The sequence below is a fragment of the Acidovorax sp. SRB_24 genome, assembly GCF_012931925.1.
In genome coordinates this window covers 19,759-44,822 of record NZ_MWOM01000020.1, presented here as the reverse complement: position 1 = coordinate 44,822, position 25,064 = coordinate 19,759, and the positions used below count along the sequence as shown (strand labels likewise).

The window sequence follows — 25,064 nt, the reverse complement described above, 5'->3', positions numbered from 1 at the left end:
GCGCCCGCGGATCGCTCCCGCCAAAGCAAACTGCCTCCAGACCCGTTCACGGTCTGGAGGCAGCTGTGGGGGAGTGCGGCGGAGGTTTAGCCGCGCACCGCGTTCGCGGCCGCCAGGGCCGTCATGTTGAGTACGCGGCGCACGGTTGCCGAAGGCGTCAGCACGTGCGCCGATGCGGCCGCGCCGAGCAGGATCGGGCCGATGGTCGCACCCTGGGTGCTGGTGACCTTGAGCACGTTGAACAAGATGTTGGCGGCGTCGAGGTTCGGGCAGATCAGCACGTTGGCCGCGCCGGTCAGCGTGGTCTCGGGCAGCGCGGCGGTCCGGATCACCTGCGACAGGGCGGCGTCGCCGTGCAGTTCACCATCGCACTCGATGTGTGGCGCCGCCTGCACGAACAGGTCGCGCGCCGCGCGCATCTTGCGCGCCGATTCGCGCGAGGACGAGCCGTAGTTCGAGTGCGACAGGAAGGCCACCTTGGGCGGCACGCCAAAGCGCTGCACCTCTTCGGCGGCCATCAGGGCGATGGCGGCGAGTTCGGCGGCGTCGGGGTTTTCGTTGATGTAGGTGTCGGCGATGAACAGCGTGTGCTTTTCCAGCATCAGGGCGTTCACGGTCGCCAGCTTGGGCGTGCCTTCCTTGAGGCCGATGACGTCGCGGATGTGGTCCAGGTGGCTGTCGAACTTGCCCACCAGGCCGCAGATCATGGCGTCGGCATCGCCGAGGTGCACCATGAGCGAGGCGATCAGCGTGTTGGAGCGGCGCACGGCGGCCTTGGCGGTCTCGGGCGTGATGCCGCGCCGGCCCATGAGGCGCTGGTAGGTTTCCCAGTACTGGCGAAAGCGCGGGTCGTCCTCGGGGTTGCAGATCTCCACGTCCTTGCCGGGCTGGATGCGCAGGCCGGCCTTGGCGATGCGTGCGGCGATCACGGCCGGGCGGCCGATCAGGATGGGCTTGGCCAGGCCGTCGTCCACGGCGGTCTGGACGGCGCGCAGCACGCGCTCGTCTTCGCCCTCGGCATAGGCCACGCGCTTTTGCGCCAGCTTGGCGGCGTGGAACACCGGGCGCATGAACATGCCGGTCTGGTAGACGAAGCGCGTCAGGCTCTCGCGGTAGGCGGCGATGTCGGCGATCGGGCGCGTGGCCACGCCGGAGTCGGCCGCCGCCTGGGCCACGGCCGGGGCGATGCGCAGGATCAGGCGCGCATCAAACGGCGTGGGGATCAGGTAGTCGGGGCCGAAGCTCAGGTCCTTGCCGGCATAGGCGGCAGCGACCTCGTCGCTCGGCTCGGCCTTGGCCAGGTCGGCGATCTGGCGCACGCAGGCCAGCTTCATGGCCTCGGTGATCTTGGTGGCGCCGCAGTCGAGCGCGCCGCGGAAGATGTACGGGAAGCACAGGACGTTGTTGACCTGGTTGGGGTAGTCCGAGCGGCCGGTGGCGATGATACAGTCGGGGCGCGCGGCCTTGGCCAGTTCGGGGCGGATCTCGGGCTCGGGGTTGGCCAGTGCCAGGATGATGGGCTTGTCGGCCATGGTCTTGACCATGTCCACCGTGAGCACGCCGGGGGCCGAGCAGCCGAGGAACACGTCGGCGCCGTGGACCGCATCGGCCAGCGTGCGCGCGTCGGTGTTTTGGGCATAGAGCGCCTTGGACGCGTCGTAGCCGCCGGGGCGGCCTTCGTAGACGACACCCTTGGAGTCGCACATGAAGATGTGTTCGCGCTTGACGCCCAGGCCCACCATCACGCCCACGCAGGCGATGGCGGCGGCGCCGGCGCCCGAGACGGCCACTTTCACGTCGCCGATCTGTTTGCCAACGAGCTCGAGCCCGTTGAGCAGCGCGGCGCTGGAGATGATGGCTGTGCCGTGCTGGTCGTCATGGAACACCGGAATGTTCATGCGCTTGGACAGCTCCTGCTCGATGTAGAAGCACTCGGGCGCCTTGATGTCTTCGAGGTTGATGCCGCCCAGCGTGGGTTCAAGCGCCGCAATGATGTCGATCAGCTTGTCGGGGTCGTTCTCGGCCAGTTCGATGTCGAACACATCGACGCCGGCGAATTTCTTGAACAGGCAGCCCTTGCCTTCCATCACCGGCTTGCTGGCCAGCGGGCCGATGTTGCCCAGGCCCAGCACGGCCGTGCCGTTCGTAACGACGCCGACCAGGTTGCCACGTGCCGTGTATTCGTGGGCCAGCGAGGGGTCGGCCTCGATGTCGAGGCACGGGTAGGCCACGCCGGGCGAGTACGCGAGGGACAGGTCGCGCTGGTTCGACAGCGGCTTGGTGGGCGTGACCGAGATCTTTCCCTTGTTGGGATTGCGGTGGTATTCGAGCGCGGCTTCGCGCAAAGCCTGTTCGGCGGCGGAGGTGGGATGTGCCACAGCGGACTCCTGATGACGTTGACTGGGGAGGAATGGAGAACGGAAAGATCACTCGCCTCGGGTAGGACGAGTGTGCCAGAGCCCATGGCAGCGGGGGTGGCTGCGGCGGGAAGGCTGCTTTGGCACAGCGGAGATCGGTTTGCGCAAGGTTCGGCCAGGTGTGGGGCGGGAAGGTGGGGTGCCACGCTTCCTGCGCGATTGCCCCATTTGTGCTATGCAAACTATAGCTTATGGCGCACGCCAGCGGGAGATTTGTGCGCAATTTGTTCATGCGCTGGCGCGGATTTCTGCCTGTCCCGCGGCGCAGTGCGCTGTGCACCGCGGGTGGCGCCCACGGGGTCAGTGGGCCTCGGCCTGCTTGGCGGCGGCGATGGTGGCTTCGGCGTCGTACCGGGCGCCGTTGAGGAACAGGTTCAGCAGCACGGCGGAGATGGAGGCCAGCAGGATGCCCGACTCGATCAGCGAGTGCAGCGCGTGCGGCATCCATTGCTTGAAGTTGGGGGCCACGAGCGGAATCATGCCGATGCCGATCGAAACCGCCACGATCATGGCATTGTGGCGGTTGTTCTTGAAGTCCACGCCGCTCAGGATGCGGATGCCGGTGGCCGCGACCATGCCGAACATCACGATGCCGGCGCCGCCGAGCACCACGGTGGGCAGGGACTCGACCAGTGCCGCCATCTTGGGCAGCAGACCGAGCACGATCAGGATGAGGCCGCCGGCCACGCACACATAGCGGCTGCGCACGCCGGTGACCGCCACCAGGCCGACGTTTTGCGAGAAGCTGGTGTAGGGGAAGGTGTTGAAGATGCCGCCGATCAGGGTGCCCAGGCCGTCGGTGCGCAGGCCGCGGCTGAGGTCTTGCTGCGAGATCCTGCGGCCGGTCATGTCGCCCAGCGCCAGGAACATGCCGGTGGACTCGATCATCACCACCACCATGATCAGCGACATGGTCAGGATCATGATCGGGTCGAAGATCGGCATGCCAAAGTGGAACGGCAGCACGATGTCGACCCAGGCCGCCTTGCCGACCTTCTCGAAGGTCATGAGGCCGGTGGCGGTGGCCACGATGGCGCCGACGACGATGCCCAGCAGCACCGCGATGTTGGCGATGAAGCCCCTGGCGTACTTCACCAGCAGCAGGATGCTGACCAGCACCACGCCCGCCACGCCCACGCCGGCCAGGTCGGCATAGCGCGGGTTGGGGACCGACGGCATGATGGAAAAGCCCTTGGGCAGGGGCGGGATGTCCGAGCCCGGGCCGGTCACCTGGGCCAGCCACTGTGCGTGCGAAGGGTTGACGATGGACGGCGCGGTCGGCCCCACGGGGTTGCCGAAGATCCAGTTCACGCCCACGCGCATCAGGCTGATGCCAATGACCGCAATGATGGTGCCGGTGACCACCGGCGGAAAGAAGCGCAGCATGCGTGAGACCGTCGGAGCAATCACGATGGACACCACCCCGGCGCCGATGATGGAGCCGAACAGCAGCTGCGCGCCGGCGGCGCCGGGGTTGTTCTGCGCGATGGTGACCATGGGCGCCACGGCCGCAAAGGTCACGCCCATCATCACGGGCAGCTGGATGCCGAACCAGCGCGTGGCGCCCAGCGACTGGATCAGCGTGGCGATGCCGCAGCAGAACAGGTCGGCGGAAATCAGCAGCGCGATTTCCTCGGGGCTCAGCTGCAGGGCGCGGCCGACAATGAGCGGCACGGCGACGGCGCCGGCATACATCACCAGCACATGCTGCAGGCCCAAGGCCGTGAGTCGGCCGGCCGGAAGTTTCTCGTCAACGGGATGGACCTGGGAAGTCATGGGTTTTCCTGGGTGGGCAGCGTGCTCCGGGGCGGGCTGAAATGGACTCAGAGGCAGAACAAGGGTTGGTGTATGGAAAAAGTGTATGCAATTCCGGGGTAAAAATTCATAGTGGAAACCCGCGCGAATGCGTTGGATGACCGCCGAAATTCGGCGCGTGCGCTCTCCGGCCCCGGGTCCACCGCGCCACGCCACGCCGGCAACGTGCGGGGCAAAAAAAAGCTACAGGCATGGCCATGGCCTGTAGCTGGCGCGTTCAGCGCGGCTGTGCTGGGCTCAGTAGCCCAGCGTCTTGCCGTCGGGGTTGCGCGGATCGGAGTAGCCGTAGAGCTTGCCGTCCCTGAGCTGGATGGTCTGCGTGCGGCCCATCGAGGGCTTGAGCGCCACGTTGTGGCCCCGCTGCTTGAGCAGGGCGATGGTGTCGGGGCTCAGGCCTTTTTCGATGCGCAGCTCGTCGGGCGTCCACTGGTGGTGCACGCGCGGGGTCGACGCGGCCTCGGCCGGGTTCATGCCGAAGTCGATGGTGTTGACCACGGTCTGCAACACGGTCGTGATGATGCGCGCGCCGCCGGGGCTGCCCGTGATCAGCACGGGCTTGCCGTCCTTGAGCACCAGCGTGGGCGTCATCGACGAGAGCGGGCGCTTCTTCGCGGCCACGGCATTGGCGTCGCCGCCCACGAGGCCGTAGGCGTTGGCCACGCCGGGCTTGGCCGAGAAGTCGTCCATCTCGTTGTTGAGCAGGATGCCCGTGCCCTTGGCCACGATGCCGCTGCCGAAGTTGGTGTTCAGCGTGTAGGTCACGGCCACGGCATTGCCGGCCTTGTCCACCACCGAGTAGTGCGTGGTCTGGTCGCTCTCGTACGGCTGGGGCTGGCCGGGCTTGATGCTTTTGCCGCTGCGCGCCATGTTGGGATCGATGCCCTTGGCCAGCGCCGCTGCGTAGCGCTTGGAGGTCAGGCCCTTGAGCGGAATCTTCACGAAATCGGGGTCGCCCAGGTATTCGGCGCGGTCGGCGTAGGCCAGCTTCATGCTCTCGGCCATGTAGTGGATGGTCTGGGCGCTGTTGGGCCCCCATTGTGCGATCGGCCACTGCTCCATCATGTTCAGGATCTGCACCAGGTGCGGGCCGCCGGAAGAGGGCGGCGGCATGGTGACGATCTCATGGCCGCGGTAGCTGCCCCGCGTCGGTTCGCGCTCGGCCACCTTGTATTCGCGCAGGTCTTGCAGCGAGAGGGCGCCGGGATACGGTGCCATCTCGGCGGCAATTTGTTGTGCGATGGCGCCTTCGTAGAACACCTTGGAGCCCTGCTGGCCGATCAGGCGCATGGACTGCGCCAGGTCTTTTTGCACCAGGGTGTCGCCGACCTGGAGCGGTTCGCCGTTGCGCCAGAAGATCTCGCGCGTGGCAGGCCATTGGCCCATGTTCTTCTTCTCCTGCTGCAGGATCTTGGCCAGCGGCTCGCTCACGGGAAAGCCCTTGTCTGCCAGCGCGACGGCCGGCGCGACCACCGTGGACAGCGGCAGCGTGCCCCAGGTCTTGAGCGCATGCTCCATGCCGGCCACCGTGCCGGGCACGCCCACTGCGTAGGGGGTGTAGAGCGATTTGCCATCGATCACATTGCCCTTGGCGTCGAGGTACATGTCGCGCGTGGCTTTGCCCGGCGCCACTTCGCGGAAGTCGAGCGCCACGCTTTTGCCGGTCTTGGCGTCGTACACCACCATGAAGCCGCCGCCGCCCAGGTTGCCCGCATTGGGCAAGGCGACGGCCAAGGCAAAGCCGATGCCCACGGCCGCATCCACCGCGTTGCCGCCGGATTTGAGGATGTCCAGGCCGATCCGCGACGCCAGTTCCTGCTCGGTGGCCACCATGCCGTTGCGTGCCACGACCGGGTGGAACACGTCCATGTCGAAGTCGTAGGCGGCGCTGGCCGCCTGGGCGGCGGCGGTCTGCTGCACGACCGCCGGCGTGGCCGCGGCGGGGGGCATCTGCTGCGGCGTGTTGCTGCAGGCGGCGAGGCTGGCGAGGGCCAGCGCAAGGCTGCTGGCCAGCAGGGTGTGGCGGATGTGCATGCTTGTCTCCTCGGGCGTAAAAAAGGACTTGCACCGATGGCGGGGCAAGTCCTTGGCAGTGTAGAGCGGGCAGTGGTGCGAGCGCTACTGGCTTGCCGCGCGCTCAGGCCAGCAGGTCGTGCAGGCTGCGCGCGATCACCTTGGTGGCGCGGCGCAGGTCTTCGAGGTGCAGGCGCTCGTCGGCGCGCTTGGCGTGCGATTCGAGCACGCTGCGCGGGCCGGCGCCGTAGATCACACCCGGAATGCCGTGCTCGGCGTACAGGCGCACGTCGGTGTACAGCGGCGTGCCCCGGGACGGAATCGGCTCGCCAAACAGCTCGCCGCCGTGCTTCTGGAGGGCTTGGACCAGCGGCGCATTGCCGGCAAGGGGCTTCATGGCGTTGGCCAGCAGCAGGCGCTTGATCTCGACGGTGGTGCCCTTGGCGCACTGGGCGGCGGCATCGGCGATCACCTGGCGGATGTTGGCTTCCAACTCGGCCGGGTTTTCTTCGGGGATCATGCGGCGGTCGAGCTTGAACACCACCTTGCCGGGCACGACGTTGGTGTTGGTGCCGCCTTCGATGCGGCCGACGTTCAGGTAGGGGTGCTCGATGCCATCGACCTGCGAGGTCACCTGCCGGTACAGCGTGTTCTGTGTGTACAGCGCGTTCAGGATCTTGACGGCGCCTTGCAGGGCGTCCACGCCGGTGTGGGGCACGGCGGCGTGCGCCATCTTGCCGTGCACGGTGACTTCCATCTGCAGGCAGCCGTTGTGGGCCGTCACGACTTCGTAGCTGAAGCCGGCGGCGATCATCAGGTCGGGCTGGGTCAGCTTGTTCTTGAGCAGCCAGCCGGGGCCGAGTTCGCCGCCAAACTCTTCGTCGTAGGTGAAGTGCAACTCGACCGCGCCCTTGCTGGGCTTGGCCACGGCTTCGAGGGCGCGCACGGCGTAGGTAAAGCTGGCAAAGTCGCTTTTGCTCACGGCAGTGGCGCGGCCGTACATGTCGCCGTTGGCGATGTCCGCGCCATAGGGGTCGTGCGTCCAGCCTTCGCCCGGTGGCACCACGTCGCCATGGGCATTGAGGGCGATGGTGCGGCCGCCGTCGCCGTAGGGCCGGCGCACGATCAGGTTGGTGATCGACTCCATGCCGTAGGCCTTGACATCGGCGGCGGGCACAGCGTACTTTTCAGCGGTGTAGCCAAAGTCCTGCAGCAACTCGGCGGTGCGCTCGGCGTGCGGGGCGTTGTTGCCCGGCGGGGTGTCGGTGGGCACCTGCACCAGCGCCTGTAGAAAGCGCACTTCCTCGTCGAAATGCTGGTCGATCCAGGCGTCGAGCTGGCGGTAGGTCAGGGCGTTGTGGCCGTGGTTGGGTGCGTTCATGGGGTCTCCGTGGCGATTTGGTGGAGGACATGGGAGAAGGCATCGATGGCCAGCTGCATGTCGTCGCTGGTGGTGCTCTCGAGCGGGTTGTGGCTGATGCCGCTGTGCAGACCGCGCGTGAACAGCATGGCCTGGGGCATGATTTCATGCAGCTTCATGGCGTCGTGGCCGGCGCCGCTGGGCAGGCGGAACACCGGCACGCCGAGCGCCTCGACGGCGCGCTCCCAGCGCTGCTGCCATGCGGTGGCGCTGGGGGCTGCCGCCACTTGCATCGACAGTTCGGCGCTGAAGCGCAGGCCCCGGCGCCGGGCGATGGCTTCGAGCTCGGCCAGGATGTCGGCCGCCAGCGCGTCGCGCTGCGGGTCGGTCGGTGCGCGCATGTCGAGCGAGAACTGGCAGCGCCCCGGCACCACGTTGATGGAGCCATTGGGCACGGTGAGCTGGCCGATGGTGGCGACCGAGTCGCCGTCTTGCGCAGCACGCTGTTCTGCGTAGAGCGCGAGTTCGGCCACGCCGACGGCCGCGTCGCGGCGCCGATCCATCGGGGTCGTGCCGGCGTGGCTGGCCATGCCGATCATTTCGCAGACATAGCGCTTGCCGCCGTTGATCGAGGTGACCACGCCGAGCGGAATGCCCTGTTCGTTGAGCACCGGGCCCTGCTCGATGTGCACTTCGATGAAGCCCAGGTAGCGGGCCGGGTCGCGCTGCAGCTTCGGGATGTCGTCGACGCACAGGCCCGCATGCTGCATGGCCTCGCGCATCGCGATGCCATCGGCATCCTTTTGCTCCAGCCAGGCCGGGTTGAATTGGCCGATAAGCGCGCCCGAGCCGAGGAACGTGGCCTTGTAGCGCTGGCCTTCCTCTTCGGCAAAACCGACCACCTCGATGCCGAATGGCAGGCGCTTGCCCTGGCGGTGCAGTTCGCGCACGCAGGCCATGGGCACGAAGATGCCCAGGCGGCCGTCGTACTTGCCGCCATTGCGCACGGTGTCGTAGTGCGAGCCGGTGAGCAGCACCTTGGCATCGGGCGTGGCGCCGTGGTAGCGGCCCACGACGTTGCCGACAGCGTCGATCTCGACCTCGTCAAAGCCGCATTCGCGCATCCAGTGGCTGAGCGCTTGAGCGCAGGCGCGGTGCGCGTCGGTGAGGTAGGTGACGGTGAGCTGACCCTTTTCGGCGTAGCCCGCGTCGCTGTGCTGCGCCAGGCGCTCCTGCCAGTCCCAGACGTCGTTGCCCAGCGTGGGCGCGTAGCCGAACTTGTCGTTGAGCCGGATCTCGGCGATGCGGTGGATGTTGCGCAGCGCCTCGGCGCGTTCAAAGTCGACCGGGTTGGCCAGGCGGCGCGCAAAGGTGTCGATGATTTCCTGCTTGGGCAGGCCCTGGCCGCGCGGGCCACGCACGGCCAGGATGAACGGGAAGCCAAAGCGCGCGTTGTAGTCGGCGTTGAGCTGCTGGATGCGCGCAAATTCTTCCGGCGTGCACTGCGTCAGGCCGGCCTGGTTCTGCTCGTTGGTCGATTCGGCCGTGAGCGTGTTGCCCACCATGGCCTTGCCGGCGAGCTCCGGGTGGGCGCGGATCAGGTCGAGCTGGGCCTGCCCGGGCGCCTGGGCGAGCACCTGCGCCATGGCGTGCTTGATGTGCGCCAGCGACTTGAACGGGCGCTGCGCGAGCGCCGTCTCGGCGATCCAGGGCGAATGTTCGTACAGGCCGTCGAGCAGGGCGGCGGCGGTGACCGCATCGGCGGCGTTGAGTTGTTCCAGCGTCAATGGCATGGTGTTTCAGTCCTGGCAGGGGTGGGTGTGCGCCCAGTGGCGCGCGATGTCGATGCGGCGGCAGACCCAGACCTTGTCGTGGCCCTGGATGTGGTCGAGGAAACGCTGCAGCGCGGTGATGCGGCCGGGGCGGCCCAGCAGGCGGCAGTGCATGCCGATGCTCATCATCTTGGGGGCGTTGTCGCCTGCGGGGTCGCCTTCGGCGTAGAGCACGTCGAACGTGTCCTTGAGGTACTGGAAGAACGGATCGGCATGCGAATAGCCCTGCGGCAGCGCAAAGCGCATGTCGTTGCAGTCGAGCGTGTAGGGCACGATGAGCTGCGGGGCCGTGCTGCCGTCGCTTTTCCTCACCTTCATCCAGAACGGCAGGTCGTCGCCGTAGTAGTCGCTGTCGTAGGCGAAGCCGCCAAAGTCGGCCACCAGGCGGCGGGTGTTGGGGCTGTCGCGGCCGGTGTACCAGCCCAGGCCGTGCTCGCTGCGGTCGCCGAATAGGTCCTGGAAGATGCCCATGGCCAGCTCCATGTGGGCGCACTCGATGCCTTCGGGCACGCCCTGGTAGTGGATCCACTTGAGGCCGTGGCAGGCGATCTCGTGGCCCAGGTCGACAAAGGCCTGGGCCACGTCGGGCGAGCGCTGCAGCGCCGTGGCCACGCCGAACACCGTCAGCGGCAGCCCGCGCTTCTCGAATTCGCGCAGCAGGCGCCAGACGCCGGCGCGCGCACCGTATTCGTAGATGCCTTCCATGCTCATGTGGCGCTCGGGGTAGGCGGCCGGGTTGAACATCTCCGACAGGAACTGCTCGGAGGCGGCATCGCCGTGCAGCACGCAGTTCTCGCCGCCTTCTTCGTAATTGAGCACGAACTGCACGGCCACGCGCGCCTGACCGGGCCATTGCGCAGGGGGCGGGTTGCGGCCGTAGCCGATCAGGTCGCGGGGGTAGGGCAGGGTGGCGTCGTAGGTCATGGGGCAGCGGAAGAGAGGGCCATGGAGAGGTCGTTGCTCGGGGGCTCGCGGTCGAAGGCCAGGCCTTCTTCCACATGCAAAAGATGCGCCTGCATGAGCTGCACGGCCCGCTCCTCGTCGCGCGCGGCCAGCGCGTCCACGATCTGGCCGTGCTCCCCGTGCGAGTGTTCCGCGGCGGTGGTGGACTGGTAGACCAGCGTGATGAGCGCGCAGCGCGAGATCAGGTCGCCCAGCAACTGGGCCAGCACGTCGTTGCCCATGAGCTCGGCCATGCGCACATGGAAGTCACCCAGCAGCTCGGTGCGCTGGCCCACGTCGGCGCGGTCCAGGGCGGCCTTCTCGCTGGCCACGTGGGCGCGCAGCGCGCGGATCTTGGCGGGCGTGATGCTGCGCACGAACGCGCGCGTCATCTCGGCCTCGAGCATGCGGCGCACGCTGAACACCTGGCGCGCTTCGGCCACCGAGGGCTTGGCGACAAAGGCGCCGCGCGCGGGCTCGAGCGTGATGAGGCGGTTCTGCGCGAGCTGGAACAGCGCCTGGCGCACGAGCGTGCGCGAGACACCGAAGTGGTCGGCCAGCTTCTGCTCGGCGAGCTTGGCGCCCGGGTGGAGGCGGTGGTCGACGATGGCGCGGGTCAGCGCCTCGACGATGCTGCTGGTGGTAGAGGATTCCATGGCGACATGATAGAGAGATTGCCAAAAAGTGTATACACTTTTGGTCTACATGCGCAGCTTTGCGCTTGGCATCACTGAAGGAGAAATCCCATGGGCCTGAGCACCCACGTCCTTGACACCATGAACGGCTGCCCCGCGGCGGGCATGCACGTGGCGCTGTATGCCACCACGGGCGGGCAGGCCACGCTGCTGCAGCGCCTGGTGCTGAACCACGACGGGCGCACCGATGCGCCGCTGTTCGACAACGCCAGCCTGAAGGTGGGCACCTACCGCCTGACTTTCGATGTGGCCGGGTATTTCAAGGCCCGCGGCGTGGCACTGCCGGAGCCCAACTTCCTCGGCCAGGTGAGCCTGGATTTCGGCGTCGCCCACGCCGACCAGCACTACCACGTGCCGTTGCTGGTCAGCCCCTGGAGCTACTCGACCTACCGCGGCTCTTGAGGCGCGGTGCAGCGGTGGATGCATCAAAAAAAGGAGCAGCCAGCGCTTGTGGCGATTGGGTTTCAGAATGAAAGCATCTAGAAATCCATGGCCTGTAAGCGCGGGCTGCTCTTTTTTCAGGAGCGATTCAGGGCGTCCGTTCGCTCAAAGCTGCCCTTCAGTCAGCGTGTCGAGCTGGAACTGGCCGGCCTTGTCCCACAGCCAGGTGTCGGTGTAGGTCACGCGGCCCAGGCGCGCGGGCACCGGGAACGGCGCTGCGGCGCGCACCGTGCGTTCGATTTCGGCCACCACCTCGGGCGCATGGCGCGGCGCGCGCATCCAGTGCAGGCGCGTGACGCGGCCCGTGCGGTCGATGTCCACCTCCAGCACGCCGATGGCGTAGAGCATGGGCGGCATCTTGCCCTTGTAGATGCGGTGGGCGTTGAGTCCGTACAGGTGCGTGGCCGCATCCTGGCGGTAGGCCCGGGCCGTGGCTGCGGCCGAGGCGCGCGCCGCGACGGCGGCGCCCCCCGGGCCGGTGGCGGTGGGCACATCGGTGCCGGGCCAGCGGCTGTCGGAGGTCTGCGGGGTGTCGGGCGCCGACTTGCAGGCGGCTACCAATGCCGCCACGGCGGCCATGAGGCCGGCCACAAGCCAGTGGCTGCGGTGTGCGGAGCGGTGCGGGGGCGGTGTGTGGGGCATGGTGCGTATCGCGGTGCTGCGGGCAGTCCAGCGCATGGACGGTGCGTGGCTGCGGGCGGGTGGTGGTTGGGCGACAGGGTGTGGGTGGTCGGAGGGCCTGGAGGCTGCTGCGGGCCGCCCCGTGAGGGCGCAGTCTACCCAAGGCGCGGCGCCATGGGAACGGGCATGGCGGCAGTGCGTGCCGGCCTGGGCTTGCATCGGGGGTGCTGTGGCACCGTGCGGCCCAGACAGGGGCAGGGTAAATCCGGTGTGTTTCTGCCTGCGCCGTCTCAAAGGGTGCGCAGTTTTTGCATACACTTCCTGTCCTCCGGTCGCAGCGGAGCCTGGCAGGCCACTGCCGTGGAGCGCGGCCCCTTTGTCTGCTCAGAGCGCCCCGCAGTGGTGAGCAGGTTGCGAACGCGGCCCGTCAGAGCCGCCAAGGTTGAGAGCCATGGAAAGCTACTATCTCGACTGGGCCAACCTGCTGCTGCGCTGGGTCCACGTCATCACCGCCATTGCCTGGATTGGCTCGTCGTTCTATTTCGTGTTCCTCGACAGCAGCCTCACGTCGCCCGAGGACGAGGCCCTGAAAAAGCAGGGCGTGAGCGGCGAGCTGTGGGCCCTGCATGGCGGCGGCTTCTACCACCCGGTCAAGTTCGCCGGCGCACCGCCCCAACTGCCCGAGCACCTGCACTGGTTCTATTGGGAGAGCTACACGACCTGGCTGAGCGGCTTTGCGCTGTTCACCGTGTCCTACCTCTGGAGCGCCAGCACCTATCTTGTAGACAAGTCGAAGATGGACTGGGCGCCGGCCGAGGCGATCGCCGTGGCGCTGGCCTTCCTGGTCGTGTTCTGGCTGCTCTACGACGGCATCTGCCGCGTCTTCGGCCAGAAGAAGAACGGCGACGCCATCGTGGGCGCGCTGGTGCTGGTGCTGGTGTGCGTGGCCTCGTGGCTCGCATGCCACTGGTTCTCCGGCCGCGCCGCGTTCCTGCTGGTCGGCGCGATGATCGCCACGTCCATGAGCGCCAACGTGTTCTTCTGGATCATTCCTGGCCAGCGCACCATGGTCGCCCAGATCAAGGCCGGCCAGCCGGTCGACCCGATCCACGGCAAGCGCGGCAAGCAGCGCAGCGTGCACAACACCTATTTCACGCTGCCGGTGATCTTTGCCATGCTCAGCGGTCACTACAGCTTCACCTGGAGCCATCCGCAGAACTGGGTCATTCTGATTGCCATGATGTTTGCCGGCGCCGCGATCCGCCAGTTCTTCGTGATGCGCCATGGCTACAAGCTCGGCCGCAACGGCAATCCGCTGGGTTACGCGCTGGTGGGCATCTGCGTCCTCGCGGGTCTGATCGCCTGGCTGCGTCCCGCACCCGCCGCGGCAGCGGCCGGCGCCTCAGCCGCCAGCGCGCCAACCCCGGTGGACTTCAAGAGCTTGCAGCACGTGCTGGAGCAGCGCTGCACCCAGTGCCACGGCGCCCAGGTGCAGATGAAGGGCCTGCGCCTGGATTCGGCCGAAAGCGTACAGCAGCATGCGCAGGCGATCTACCAGCAGGTGGTGGTGCAAAAACTCATGCCCATGAACAACGCCACCCAGATCACCGACGACGAGCGCGCGTTGATCGGCCGCTGGTACGAGGCTGGCGCCGCCACGCACTGATCAGGCGGCAGGGGGGGCGGGCCGGGCGCGCAAGCCCAGGCCCGCCAGATAGACATCGAGGGTGGCTTCTCCGCAGGCCGCCAGGTCAAAGGCCGAAGGGTCCAGCAGCCATTTCTGGACCAGCCCTTCGATCAACACCTGCAGGCCCAGCGCCGCGCACTCCAGGGGCATCGGCGCGGACAGCCGGCGGGCCGCAAAAGCCCGGGCCAAGGCCGCCTGGTTGCGCGCAACGCATTCGCTGTGCACCCGCACATGGCGCTCTTGCACGGCACTGAGCTCGGCGGTGTATTCCACCTGGTGCGTGGCGATCGTCAACACGCGGCGCGTTTGTGCATCGGTCGCAATGATGCGCAGCGCCTCGAGCATGGCGCTGCGGATTTCGGCCACCGGGTCGTCTGCCGTGATCACGTTGGCCAGCGTCAGCGTTCGCTCCAGGGGCAGCGTCACGCGCTCCATCATGGCGTTGAACAGGTCGGCCTTGTCCTTGAAATGCCAGTAGATGGCGCCGCGCGTGGTGCCCGCTGCCACCGCAATGTCGTTCAGCGATGTGCGCGACACGCCTTTCATTTGGAACAGTGTTTCGGCGGCATCCAGCAGGCCCGCGCGGGTCGCCTGGGCGTCTGCCTTGGTGCGTCTGGCCATGTAAATACCTCCGGCATGGGTGTCGATGCCGTCACTATACATACATTCTAGAATGTATGTATACTTCGCCGTTTCATCCAGCACTGGCGCTGGGCGCGTCACACGCGCCATGGGCCGATTCACTAAACTGGCGCGGCCTCTTCTTCAAGCCATCGCTTTTCCCGTACCAAAGGAACACCATGCCTGCCTTGCCTTCTGTCAAGACTGCCCCCGTGCTTGCCCCTGCCCAGCCTCCTGCGCACCTGCGCTGGGGCGTGGCAGCCGGTGGCTTGTCCCTTGCCTTGCTGTTGTCCGCCTGCGGCAAGGGCGATGCGCCGTCCGCTGCGGCCGCTGGCGGCATGCCTGCGCCCGAGGTGGGCGTGGTCATTGCCCAGCCTGGTGAAGTGGGACTGGTCACAGAACTGCCAGGGCGACTGGAGGCATCGCGCGTCGCCGAAGTGCGGGCGCGGGCAGCGGGCATTTTGCAAAAGCGCCTTTTCCGTGAAGGCAGCGACGTCAAGGCAGGCCAGCCCCTGTTTGCCATTGACGCCGCTCCCTATGCGGCAGCCCTGCAAAGCGCCGAGGCCACGCTGGCACGCGCGCAGGCCAACCTGACGCAAGCGACCGCATTGGCCACGCGCTACAAGCCGCTGCTTGAAGCCAATGCCGTGAGCCAGCAGGAATACGCCAATGCCGTGGCGGCGCAAAAACAGGCTGAAGCCGACGTGGCCGTCGGCAAGGCGGCTGTGCAGACCGGGCGCATCAACCTCAACTACGCCAACGTGACGGCGCCCATTTCGGGCCGCATCGGCCGCGCCCTGGTCACCGAAGGTGCCTTGGTAGGACAGGGCGAGGCCACGCCGCTGGCGGTGATCCAGCAGATTGACCCGGTCTATATCAACTTCACCCAGTCGGCAGGCGAGGTGATGAAATTGCGCCGCGCCATGGCCGAGGGCAAGCTTGAGCGGGCTGGCGGCAGCGATGCCGCCAGCGTGCGCGTGCTGCTGGAGGATGGCAGCGAATACAGCCGTGCCGGCAAGCTCCTGTTCTCCGACCTGACAGTGGATGCCAGCACGGGCCAGATCACGCTGCGCGCCGAGGTGCCCAATCCCAAGGGGGAATTGCTGCCGGGCCTGTATGTGCGGGTGCGGCTGGAGCAGGCCCAGGTGGCCAATGCCATCACGCTGCCGCAGCAGGCGGTCACGCGCACCCAGCAGGGCGACAAGATCACAGTGGTAGGCGCCGACGGCAAGCTCAGCCAGCGCACGGTGAAGATCGGCGCGGCACGCAATAACCAGTGGATCGTGCTCGAAGGCCTGAAGGAAGGGGAGCAGGTCATGGTCGATGGCTTCCAAAAGCTGCAGATGATGCCGCCCGGTACGCCCGTGAAGGCCGTGCCGTGGCAAGCCCCCGGCAGCGCGACACCCGCCGCCGCTGCGCCGTCTGCCGCTGCACCGGCCACAGCCGCATCCGGTGCTGCGCCAGCGGCCAGCGCTCCTGCGGCGGCCTCCGGCGCCGGTCAGAAATAAGGAGCCAGCCCCATGGCCAAGTTCTTTATTGACCGCCCCATCTTTGCGTGGGTGATCGCCCTGTTCGTCATGGTGCTTGGTGCCGTGTCGATCACCCAGCTGCCCATCGCGCAGTACCCGTCCGTAGCGCCACCGACCATCGTGGTGTCCGCAGCCTATCCAGGCGCTTCGGCACAGACGCTGGAAGACAGCGTGCTGGCCGTGATCGAACGCGAAATGAACGGCGCGCCCGGTCTGGCCTACATGGAGGCTGTGAGCCAGGCCAACGGCACGGGCACCCTCACGCTGAGTTTCGAGCCTGGCACCAATCCCGATCTGGCGCAGGTCGAGGTACAGAACCGCCTCTCGCGTGCCACGCCGCGACTGCCCTCCGTGGTGACGCAGCAGGGCGTACGCGTCGACAAGTCGCGCAGCAACTTCCTGCTGTTCACCATGCTGTCGTCGTCCGATCCAGGGTTTGACGTCAATGCGCTGAGCGACTATGCCGCGCGCAACGTGCTGCCCGAGTTGCAGCGCCTGCCCGGCATTGGGCAGGTGCAGCTGTTCGGCGCCGAGCGCGCCATGCGGGTCTGGGTCGATCCGGCCAAGCTGCAGGGCTTCAACCTGTCGGCCGCCGACGTGGCCAGCGCCATCCAGACGCAGAACGCGCAGGTCTCGGCCGGTAGCCTGGGCGAGTTGCCCAACCTCACAGGCCAGACGATTTCGGCCACCGTGGTGGTGCCCGGGCAGATCAGTTCGACCAAGGAGTTCGGCGACATCGTGCTGCGCGCCAACCCCAACGGCTCCACGGTTCGGCTCAAGGACGTGGCCCGCATCGAACTCGGTGCGCAGTCCTACGCCACCACGGCGCGATTGAACGGCAAGCCGGCCACGGGCATGGGCGTTCAGCTGTCGCCCACAGGCAACGCGCTGGCTGCGGCCGCGGCCGTGAAGACGCGCATGGCCGAGTTGGAGAAATTCTTTCCACCCGGTGTGAGCTGGACCATTCCCTACGACAGCTCTGACTTCGTCAAGATCTCCATCAAGCAGGTCGCGCAGACCCTGCTTGAAGCCATCGCCCTGGTGTTCCTGGTGATGTTCCTGTTCCTGCAGAACATCCGCTACACCATCATTCCGACGATCGTGGTGCCGGTGGCGCTGCTGGGCACTTTCGGCGCATTGCTGGCGATGGGCTTCTCGATCAACGTGCTGACCATGTTCGGCATGGTGCTGGTGATCGGCATCGTGGTGGACGATGCCATCGTGGTGGTCGAGAACGTCGAACGCATCATGAACGAGGAGGGCTTGCCGCCGCTCGAGGCCACGCGCAAGGCCATGGGCCAGATCTCGGGCGCCATCATCGGCATCACCGTGGTGCTGATCTCGGTGTTTGTGCCGCTGGCGTTCTTTGCCGGCTCGGTGGGCAACATCTACCGCCAGTTCTCGGCGGTGATGGCGGTGTCGATCGCGTTCTCGTCGTTCATGGCGTTGTCGCTCACGCCCGCGCTGTGCGCCACGCTGCTCAAGCCGGTCCAGGCGGGCCATGCCCATGCCAAGACGGGCTTCTTCGGCTGGTTCAACCGCGGTTTTACGCGCACTGCCAAGGGCTATGAAGGCTGGGTGGCGAAGTTGCTGCGCCGGGGCGGGCGGGTGATGGTCATCTACGTTGCGCTGATCGCGGCCGTGGGCGTGCTGTACATGCGCCTGCCGACCTCGTTCCTGCCCGGCGAAGACCAGGGCAACCTGCTGGTCAACATCCAGCTGCCGCCGGGCGCCACGCTGGAGCGCACCCAGGCCGTGGTCGAAAAGGTCGAGGGCTTCATGCTGAAGCAGCCCGAAGTGAAGAACATGGTCGCCGTGCTGGGCTTCAGCTTCTCCGGCCAGGGGCAGAACGCCGGTCTGGCGTTCGTGACGCTCAAGGACTGGTCGGAGCGCGCGGGCGCCGAGCACACCGCCGACGCCATTGCGGGCCGGGCCATGGGCGCGCTCTCGAGCGTGCGCGATGCGTTCATCTTTGCGCTGAGCCCGCCGCCGATTCCTGAGCTGGGCGTCAGCTCCGGCTTCACGTTCCGCCTGCAGGACCGCGGTGGCAACGGCCACGACGCCCTGGTGGCGGCACGCAACCAAATGCTGGGCATGGCTGCCCAGAGCAAGGTGCTGGCCGGCGTGCGACCCGACGGGCTGGAGGATGCGCCGCAACTGCAGGTCGATATCGACCGTGACAAGGCCAGCGCGCAGGGCGTGAGCTTTGCCGCCATCAACAACACGATCTCGACCGCACTGGGCTCGGCCTACATCAACGACTTCCCGAACGCCGGACGCATGCAGCGCGTCGTGGTGCAGGCCGAGGCCGAGGCCCGCATGCAGCCCGAGGACATCCTGCAGCTGACGGCGCTCAACAGCCAGGGCAAGGCCGTGCCGCTGTCGTCGTTCGCCACCACGCGCTGGATCAGCGGCGCCATGCAGACCGTGCGCTACAACGGCTATCCGGCCATGCGCATTGCGGGCGGCGCCGCGCCGGGCTACAGCACCGGTGAGGCCATGGCCGAGATGGAGCGCCTGGCAGCGCAGCTGCCGGCGGGCTTCGGCTTCGAATGGACGGGCCAGTCGCGCGAGGAAAAGCTCGCCGGCTCGCAGGCCATCGTGCTGTATGGCTTCGCCGTGCTGGCGGTGTTCCTGTGCCTGGCGGCGCTTTACGAGAGCTGGTCGATCCCGCTGTCGGTGATTCTCGTGGTGCCGCTGGGCGTGTTGGGCGTGCTGCTGGGCGTCAGCCTGCGCGGCATGAACAACGACGTCTACTTCCAGGTGGGGCTGATCACCATCATCGGCCTGTCGGCGAAGAACGCCATCCTGATCATCGAATTCGCCAAGGATCTGCAGGCGCAGGGCAAGGGCGTCGTCGAGTCGGCGCTGGCGGCGGCCCATTTGCGGTTCCGCCCGATCGTCATGACCTCGCTCGCCTTCATTCTGGGCGTGGTGCCGCTGGCCATTGCCTCTGGCGCGAGTTCGGCCAGCCAGCGCGCCATCGGCACCGGTGTGATCGCGGGCATGGTGGTCGGCACCTCCTTGGCGGTGTTTTTCGTGCCGACGTTCTTTGTTGTGGTGCGCAGCCTCTTCAAGGGCAGCGACCGGCAGCGCCGGATGCACGCGGCCCACGCGCAAGCCGCCGGCATCGAACAGGATCCAGCAGGAAATGAAGGTAAGCCCCATGCGTAAGAACAAACTTTCCCCGCTGCTGGCAGCGAGCGCTGCGGCGCTGCTGGCCGGTTGCTCGATGATCCCGACCTACGAACGCCCTGCGGCGCCGGTCGCTGCGCAATGGCCCTTTGCTGCGACGGAGACGGCGCGTGCCGCCACGGCGGCGGCCGACGTTCCGTGGCAGGATTTCGTCGGCGATGCGCGCCTGCGTGAGTTGGTGGCGCTGGCGCTGCAGAACAACCGCGACCTGCGCGTGGCGGTGCTGTCGATCGAGCAGGCGCGGGCGCAGTACCAGATCCGGCGGGCCGACCAGCTGCCCACGCTCAATGCCGCCGTTGCCGGCAATCGCCAGCCGGCGGTCGACGGCAGCAACGGTATCGCCAGCGTATACACCGCGGGCCTGGCGCTGGCGTCGTGGGAGATCGACTTCTTTGGCCGGGTCGCCAGCCTCAAGGAGGCCGCCCTGGCGCAGTTCCTTGCCACCGAGGAAGCGCGCAACGCCGCGCAGACCAGCCTGGTGGCCTCGGTGGCCAGCACCTGGCTGAGCCTGCAGACCAACAACGAACTGCTGGCGCTGACGCAGCGCACGCTGGCCACGCGCGAAGATTCGCTGCGCCTGAACCGGCTGCGCTTCGAGCAGGGCGTGACCTCGGCGCTGGACCTGCGCCAGGCCGAGTCGCTCACGGCCGCCGCCCGCTCGGCGCTGGCCGAGCAGCGCCGCCAGCGGGCGCTGGACGTCAACGCGCTCACGCTGCTGGTGGGGCAGCCGATTCCCGACGCCCTGCTGGCGCCACCCGAAAGCAGCGCGGCCCTGATGCTGCCCGATGTGCCCGCAGGCATGCCGTCCGACCTGCTGGCGCGCCGGCCCGACATCCGCCAGGCCGAGCAGCAGCTGATCTCGGCCAACGCCAACATCGGCGCTGCGCGTGCGGCGTTCTTCCCGCGCATTTCGCTCACGGCGAGCGCCGGCACGGCCAGCGGCGCGCTGTCGGGCCTGTTCAAGAGCGGCTCGTGGGGCTGGACGCTGGCGCCGCAGGCCGTGCTGCCCATCTTTGATGCCGGCCGCAACCAGGCCGGCCTGGACGCGGCCCGCGCCGGGCGGCAGATTGCCGTCGCGCAGTACGAGAAGGCCATCCAGAGCGCGTTCCGCGAAGTGGCCGATGCCCTGGCCGGCCGCGCCACGCTGGGCGAGCAGCTGCAGGCGCAGCAGGCCCAGGCCGACGCCGAGGCCGACCGCTTCCGCCTGGCCGACCTGCGCTACCGCAATGGCGTGGCCAACTACCTGGACGTGCTCGACGCGCAGCGCGCGCTGTTTGCGACGCAGCAGGCGCTGGCGCAGACCCAGCTGGCGCAGCGCCAGAACCAGGTGGCGCTGTACAAGGCGCTGGGTGGCGGCTGGACGGCCGACGCTGCCCCGGCAGCGCCGGTGCCCCCGGCGCTGTAGGCCGGCGGCAGGCCGCAGCGCCTGCACGGCCGGTGCCCGCGGTGGGGAGCGGCCGGTGCCTGCGGGGGCAGGGCCGCGGTGCTTCCGATCATCAAAAAAGAGAGCGCCTTGCGCTTGTCACTGCTGTATTTCAGAGGATTTTCACTCCGAAACGCAGACAGGGCAAGCGCAAGGCGCTCTCTTTTTTGATGGCGCAACGCACCCATAGCGCCGGGCTGCAGCGGCGTGCGCGCTGCAGCCCGGCGCCTTCAGCCTCAGAAGCGGTGGCGGATGCCGGCGCCGAAGCTGGTGCCGGTGGTTTGCGCGGTGATGCGGTCGTTCATGACCATGGCGTACACATCGGTGCGCTTGGACAGGTTGTAGTCGTAGCCCACGGTGAAGGTCTTGCGCGAGATGTCGGTGGACGACAGCTTGGTCTGCGCGTACGAGGCCAGCACCTTGCCCGCGCCCAGCGGCACCGACGCGCCCAGCTGCCCGGTCTTGGCCTTGATGTTCGAGCCGTCGGCGGACGACTGGCCATAGCTCAGGAAGGCCTTGGCGACGCTGAAGTCGTAGGCGCCGCCCAGCATCCAGCTCTTCTGGGTGTTCGGCAGCAGCGTGTTGGGCACGGCCGGGTTGCTGACCTGGTCACGCTCGTAGAAGCCGGTCAGCGTGATCGGGCCGCTGAAGTACAGCGCGTTCAGGCCGATGTTCTTCTTTCCGTTGCTGCCGGCCTGCTCGCCGAACTGGTAGTGCAGGTTGGCCTTGAGGCCGCCCATGTCGGGCGTGCTGTAGACGACCTGGTTGGACCAGCCCGTGTCGGACGGGGTGGTGCCTTGCCAGCCCGAGGCGTTGAACAGCGGCACGTTGGCGTGCAGCACCAGCGGCGAGAACGTGAACGAATCACCGAGCGGGTTCGACACGATGGTGGGCAGGAAGTTGGGCGCCATGCCGCGACCCAGCTGGACCGAGCCGAACGCGCCCGACAGCGCCACGTTGGCGTCGCGCGAGAAGAACGTGTCGTTCACGAAGCGGCCGGGCGTGCCGGTGTCGGCGCGCATGAACGAGGTCAGGTTGAACTGGGCCTTGAGGCCGCCGCCCAGGTCTTCGGTGCCCGTGAAGCCAATCCACGACGTGGTCAGGCCGCCGCTGTCGACGACGTTTTTCCTGCTGGCGTCGCCAGCGAACTTCAGCGAGCCGACATAGAGGTCGACCAGGCCGGTGGCTTGCACCGAGCTTTGGGCGTGGGCTGCGCCGGCGCACAGCAGGGCGGCGCTCAGCGCCATGAGGGTTTTGGACATTGAAACTCCTGCAAAGGGAAAGGATGCCGACATGGCGGCGGGGGAAATGCGGGGCCCAAAAGGGGCGCCCAGCCGTGCGCGCACGGCTGGGCGGGGTGTGATGGTAAGTAACTTTGCGGCTCCCGGGCCGTTTTGCGCGGGCAATTGCCGGGAAGCTGTATACAAAACAGACAATCTGTTGCGTGCCTGCATCACCCGTTTTTTTGATCCTGCGCAAGGCGCGCAGGGAAGTCGCCCGGCACAGTGGCCTCCATGTTGTCCTTCTCCAGCTCCGACCTGCATGCCGCGCCCGAAATGGCCGCTGCAGGGGAGGTGCTGCGCCAGCGCCAGCAGCAGCTGACCTCGGTGCTGCACCTCGAAAGCGGGCGCGTGGTACTGGGGGTGCGGGAAGATGGCCACATGCGCCACCAGCTCGGCGTCGTGGAGGGCCCGTTCTGGCTGGATGCCGCTTCGGCCCTGCTCGGGCTGCCCTCTGCGGTGGACATGGTGGCCGAGACCAGCGTGCGGCTGCGGCGCCAGCCTCTGGAAGTGTTCTTGCACGAGGTCCAGATGCTGCCCGCGTCGACGCAGATGCTGCTGCGCGACATGGCCTCGGGCTACCGCCAGCAGACCGAGCTGGCGGTAAGCCGGCTGGCGCAGGATGCGGAAGCGCGCTGCGCGCAGTGGCTGCTGCAGCACGCACAGCGCGATGCGCAGGGCCACGCCAGCGTGACGCTGTGCCAGCGCAAGCGCCTGATCGCGGCGCAACTGGGCATTGCACCCGAGACGTTTTCGCGCGTGCTGCGCAACCTGCGCGAGAGCGGGCTCATCAAGGGCACGGGCGCTGTGCTGCAGCTGCCACTGCCCGAGATCCTGCAGCAGGTCGCGGGCCGCTGAGTCCGCCGCGGCGTGGGGGCGCCTGCGGGTGGCCGTCAGGGTTTGTCCTCGGGGCCTTTGAGGGTTCGACCCCACGCAAGGGAGCGGGCGGCTGCGTATATTGGGTGCTCCCGCTTCCACCTCTCTGCGACCATGCCCCCTGCAGTTTTTGCACGCGACGCGGACGCTTCCTGCGCGGAGCGGCCGTGAAACCCCCAGACCTTGCGCCATCTTCCGATGGGGCAGGGGCCTGGACCCTGCCCGGCGCGCTGGCCCTCAAGCTCGCGGTGCTGGTCGTCTTGCTGGTGGTCTTGTCGGGCACGCTGGCGGGCTGGCTGGTGGACCGGGCCTCGGACCAGGAAGCGGTGCAGCGCCTGGTGGACCAGCAGGGCGACGAGGTCGAGCTGGTGGCCCGGCTGCTGGCCAGCAAGATCGAACAAAGCCAGAAAGTGCTGCGCACCGTCGCGTCGGGCATCACCACGGACATGCTCGAATCGCCTTCATCGCTCGAGTGGGTGCTGCAGCAGGGGCTGCCGGCCGTGCAGTTCTTCGACTCCATGCAGGTGGCGCGCAAGGACGGCGAGCTGCGGCTGAACCTGCAGCATGGCCGCCTCGAGGGCGTGGCCAACCTCGACCCGGCCGAGCGCGATTACCTGCGCCGCACGCTGGTCGGGGGCAAGCCCATGGTCTCCGAACTGGTGGGCGGCGGAACGAGCGAGGCGCGCGTGATGTTCACCATGCCGCTGCACGCCGCCGACGGCGCGGTGACGGGGGCGCTGGCCGGCGCCCTGCGCTTGCAGTCGCAGGGCCTGCTGCCCGCCTACATCGCGCAGCCGCAGCGCAGCGACTCGCGCCTGGTGGTGTTCACGCGCGACGGCACCATCCTGTCGCACTCCGATCCCGAGCGCGTCATGGGCAATGTGAGCGACGAGCCCGGCCTCGCCGCGGTCTACGCGCAGTGGCTGGCGCAGGCCCGCGCCGTGCCGGGACCGGGCAGCACCACGGTGCTGCCCGGGCACATCGTCAGCATGGCCGGCATGCCGCTGCCGCAGTGGATGGTGGCGCGCGTCAGCGACACGCCGCAGGTGCTGCAGCCGCTGCAGGGCGCCCAGCAACGCGCCTGGGGGCTGGCCGCAGCGGGCATTGCGCTCAGCGCAGCGCTCGCGGTGGCGCTGTTGTGGTGGCTGCTGCTGCCCCTGGAGCGCCTGCGCGACCGTGCCGCGCTGCTGCTGCACGACGACGCGGCTGCCGACCTGCCCTGGCCCGCCTCCCCGGGCGAGGTCGATGCGCTGGTGCAGGTGCTGCAGGCGCTGCAGGGGCAGCGCGCGCACCAGGCGCGCCTGCAGCAGGCCGTGGGCGGACAGTTCCAGGCCATCCTGGACCATGCCTCGATCGGCATCGTGGTGACGCGCCAGGGCCGCCTGCAGGTGCTGGGCCGGCAGGTCTGCCAGATGCTGGGCTATGCGCAGGCCGAGTTGCGGGGCCGGCCCTTGCGCATGCTCTACCTGTCCGACGCCGACTACGCCGACACCGCCGCCCGCGTGCGCGCCGGCTTTGCCGCGCACGGCGCCTATGCCGGCGACGTGCGCTTGCGGCGCAAGGACGGCAGCGCCGTCTGGGCGCGCGTGCAAGGGCGCAGTGTGCGGGTGGAAGGCCTCGAGGGCGGCAACGTCTGGACGCTGGACGACCTGACCGCGGCGCACGAGGCGCGCCAGCAAAACGCCTGGGCCGCCACGCACGACCCGCTGACCCAGCTGGCCAACCGGCTGGGCTGCGAGCAGCGCCTGCAGCTGCTGCTGGCAGAGCGGCTGGACCGCGCCGGGCAGGGCTCGCCGCCCGCAGCGCCCGATGCGGCGCCCTGCGACGGCGTGTTCCTGCACCTCGACATCGACCATTTCACCGTGGTCAACGACGTCGCCGGCCACGGCGCGGGCGACGACGTGCTGTGCCATGTGGCGCAGCTGCTGCAGGGCCAGGTGCGCCAGAGCGGCTGGGTCGCCCGGCTCGGTGGCGACGAATTTGCCGTGGTGCTGCCGGGCTGCACGGCGGCGCACGGCGCGCTGGTGGCCGAGCAGCTGCGCGCGGCCGTGCAGGCCTGGGAGCCCGTGTACCAGGGCCGCAGCTTCACGCTGGGCGTGAGCGTGGGCATGGTGGTGCTGGACGCGCGCGCGCACGGCGTGGCGGCCGTGCTGCATGCCGCCGACATGGCCTGCTACGACGCCAAGCGCGCGGGCCGGAACCAGGTGGTGGTGCACGCAGCGCCTGGTGCGCCGCGGACCGTGGACGTTTAGGCGCGCGGGCCGGCCCCGGTGCCGCCCAGTGGTACATTGGCCGCCGCCCGGGGCTGGCCGCTTCGGAC

At 68.0% G+C, this 25,064-nt stretch carries 17 protein-coding genes; 7 read left to right on the top strand and 10 right to left on the bottom strand.

Annotated features, from left to right (window positions below; genetic code table 11):
• Positions 1-86 precede the first annotated feature (86 nt).
• From B2J89_RS09460 to B2J89_RS09430, 7 genes are all read right to left on the bottom strand, one after another.
• Complete coding sequence (locus B2J89_RS09460) at positions 87-2,378, bottom strand: NADP-dependent malic enzyme (protein WP_169168835.1); 2,292 nt, start codon at positions 2,376-2,378, stop codon at positions 87-89.
• Between the two features lie 339 nt (positions 2,379-2,717).
• Positions 2,718-4,193, bottom strand: a complete 1,476-nt coding sequence (locus tag B2J89_RS09455) for a nucleobase:cation symporter-2 family protein (RefSeq protein WP_169168834.1) — start codon at positions 4,191-4,193, stop codon at positions 2,718-2,720.
• A 276-nt stretch (positions 4,194-4,469) separates the two neighbouring features.
• Positions 4,470-6,263, bottom strand: coding sequence for a gamma-glutamyltransferase (gene ggt / locus B2J89_RS09450; protein WP_169168833.1), 1,794 nt, complete (start codon positions 6,261-6,263; stop codon positions 4,470-4,472).
• A gap of 103 nt (positions 6,264-6,366) precedes the next feature.
• Positions 6,367-7,623 (bottom strand): M20/M25/M40 family metallo-hydrolase, encoded by a 1,257-nt coding sequence (locus tag B2J89_RS09445; protein ID WP_169168832.1) that lies wholly within the window; start codon positions 7,621-7,623, stop codon positions 6,367-6,369.
• Positions 7,620-9,395 (bottom strand): 2-oxo-4-hydroxy-4-carboxy-5-ureidoimidazoline decarboxylase, encoded by a 1,776-nt coding sequence (gene uraD / locus B2J89_RS09440; RefSeq protein WP_169168831.1) that lies wholly within the window; start codon positions 9,393-9,395, stop codon positions 7,620-7,622. Before uraD ends, B2J89_RS09445 begins: the two co-directional genes overlap by 4 nt.
• Before the next feature lie 6 nt (positions 9,396-9,401).
• A complete protein-coding gene (puuE, locus tag B2J89_RS09435) occupies positions 9,402-10,358 on the bottom strand; it encodes an allantoinase PuuE (RefSeq protein WP_169168830.1) in 957 nt (318 codons plus the stop codon).
• The gene (locus tag B2J89_RS09430) at positions 10,355-11,032 is read right to left on the bottom strand and encodes a GntR family transcriptional regulator (RefSeq protein WP_169168829.1); all 678 of its coding nucleotides are present in this window, start codon (positions 11,030-11,032) and stop codon (positions 10,355-10,357) included. The genes puuE and B2J89_RS09430 overlap by 4 nt, the downstream gene beginning before the upstream one ends.
• Positions 11,033-11,122: 90 nt before the next feature.
• Between B2J89_RS09430 and uraH the strand changes: the two genes are divergently transcribed.
• The gene (uraH, locus tag B2J89_RS09425) at positions 11,123-11,473 is read left to right on the top strand and encodes a hydroxyisourate hydrolase (protein ID WP_169168828.1); all 351 of its coding nucleotides are present in this window, start codon (positions 11,123-11,125) and stop codon (positions 11,471-11,473) included.
• Positions 11,474-11,617: 144 nt separating this feature from the next.
• Here the strand turns inward: uraH and B2J89_RS09420 are convergent, their stop codons facing one another.
• Positions 11,618-12,154, bottom strand: coding sequence for a hypothetical protein (locus B2J89_RS09420; RefSeq protein ID WP_371736082.1), 537 nt, complete (start codon positions 12,152-12,154; stop codon positions 11,618-11,620).
• Positions 12,155-12,584: 430 nt separating this feature from the next.
• Here B2J89_RS09420 and B2J89_RS09415 point away from each other — a divergent pair, with 430 nt between their 5' ends.
• On the top strand, positions 12,585-13,799 hold the full coding sequence (locus B2J89_RS09415) for a urate hydroxylase PuuD (protein ID WP_169168827.1): 1,215 nt from the start codon (positions 12,585-12,587) through the stop codon (positions 13,797-13,799).
• Here the strand turns inward: B2J89_RS09415 and B2J89_RS09410 are convergent, their stop codons facing one another.
• Positions 13,800-14,441: a TetR family transcriptional regulator gene (locus tag B2J89_RS09410; protein ID WP_169168826.1), complete on the bottom strand. Its 642-nt coding sequence runs from the start codon at positions 14,439-14,441 to the stop codon at positions 13,800-13,802.
• A 188-nt stretch (positions 14,442-14,629) separates the two neighbouring features.
• On the opposite strand from B2J89_RS09410, the gene B2J89_RS09405 reads away from it, so the two are divergent.
• The 3 genes from B2J89_RS09405 to B2J89_RS09395 are packed head-to-tail and all read left to right on the top strand — an operon-like array spanning position 14,630 to position 20,570.
• On the top strand, positions 14,630-15,949 hold the full coding sequence (locus tag B2J89_RS09405; RefSeq protein ID WP_240964801.1) for an efflux RND transporter periplasmic adaptor subunit: 1,320 nt from the start codon (positions 14,630-14,632) through the stop codon (positions 15,947-15,949).
• A 12-nt stretch (positions 15,950-15,961) separates the two neighbouring features.
• Positions 15,962-19,144 carry an efflux RND transporter permease subunit gene (locus B2J89_RS09400; RefSeq protein WP_169168824.1) on the top strand — a complete coding sequence of 1,061 codons (3,183 nt, stop codon included), beginning with the start codon at positions 15,962-15,964 and terminating at the stop codon, positions 19,142-19,144.
• A complete protein-coding gene (locus tag B2J89_RS09395) occupies positions 19,137-20,570 on the top strand; it encodes an efflux transporter outer membrane subunit (RefSeq protein WP_169168823.1) in 1,434 nt (477 codons plus the stop codon). Before B2J89_RS09400 ends, B2J89_RS09395 begins: the two co-directional genes overlap by 8 nt.
• Before the next feature lie 254 nt (positions 20,571-20,824).
• On the opposite strand, the gene B2J89_RS09390 is transcribed toward B2J89_RS09395, so the two are convergent.
• Positions 20,825-21,850 carry a porin gene (locus tag B2J89_RS09390; RefSeq protein ID WP_169168822.1) on the bottom strand — a complete coding sequence of 342 codons (1,026 nt, stop codon included), beginning with the start codon at positions 21,848-21,850 and terminating at the stop codon, positions 20,825-20,827.
• A 252-nt stretch (positions 21,851-22,102) separates the two neighbouring features.
• Between B2J89_RS09390 and B2J89_RS09385 the strand changes: the two genes are divergently transcribed.
• Both B2J89_RS09385 and B2J89_RS09380 read left to right on the top strand, forming a co-directional pair.
• Positions 22,103-22,726, top strand: a complete 624-nt coding sequence (locus B2J89_RS09385) for a Crp/Fnr family transcriptional regulator (protein WP_169168821.1) — start codon at positions 22,103-22,105, stop codon at positions 22,724-22,726.
• A 185-nt stretch (positions 22,727-22,911) separates the two neighbouring features.
• Positions 22,912-24,996 carry a diguanylate cyclase domain-containing protein gene (locus B2J89_RS09380; RefSeq protein WP_371809054.1) on the top strand — a complete coding sequence of 695 codons (2,085 nt, stop codon included), beginning with the start codon at positions 22,912-22,914 and terminating at the stop codon, positions 24,994-24,996.
• Positions 24,997-25,064: the final 68 nt, after the last annotated feature.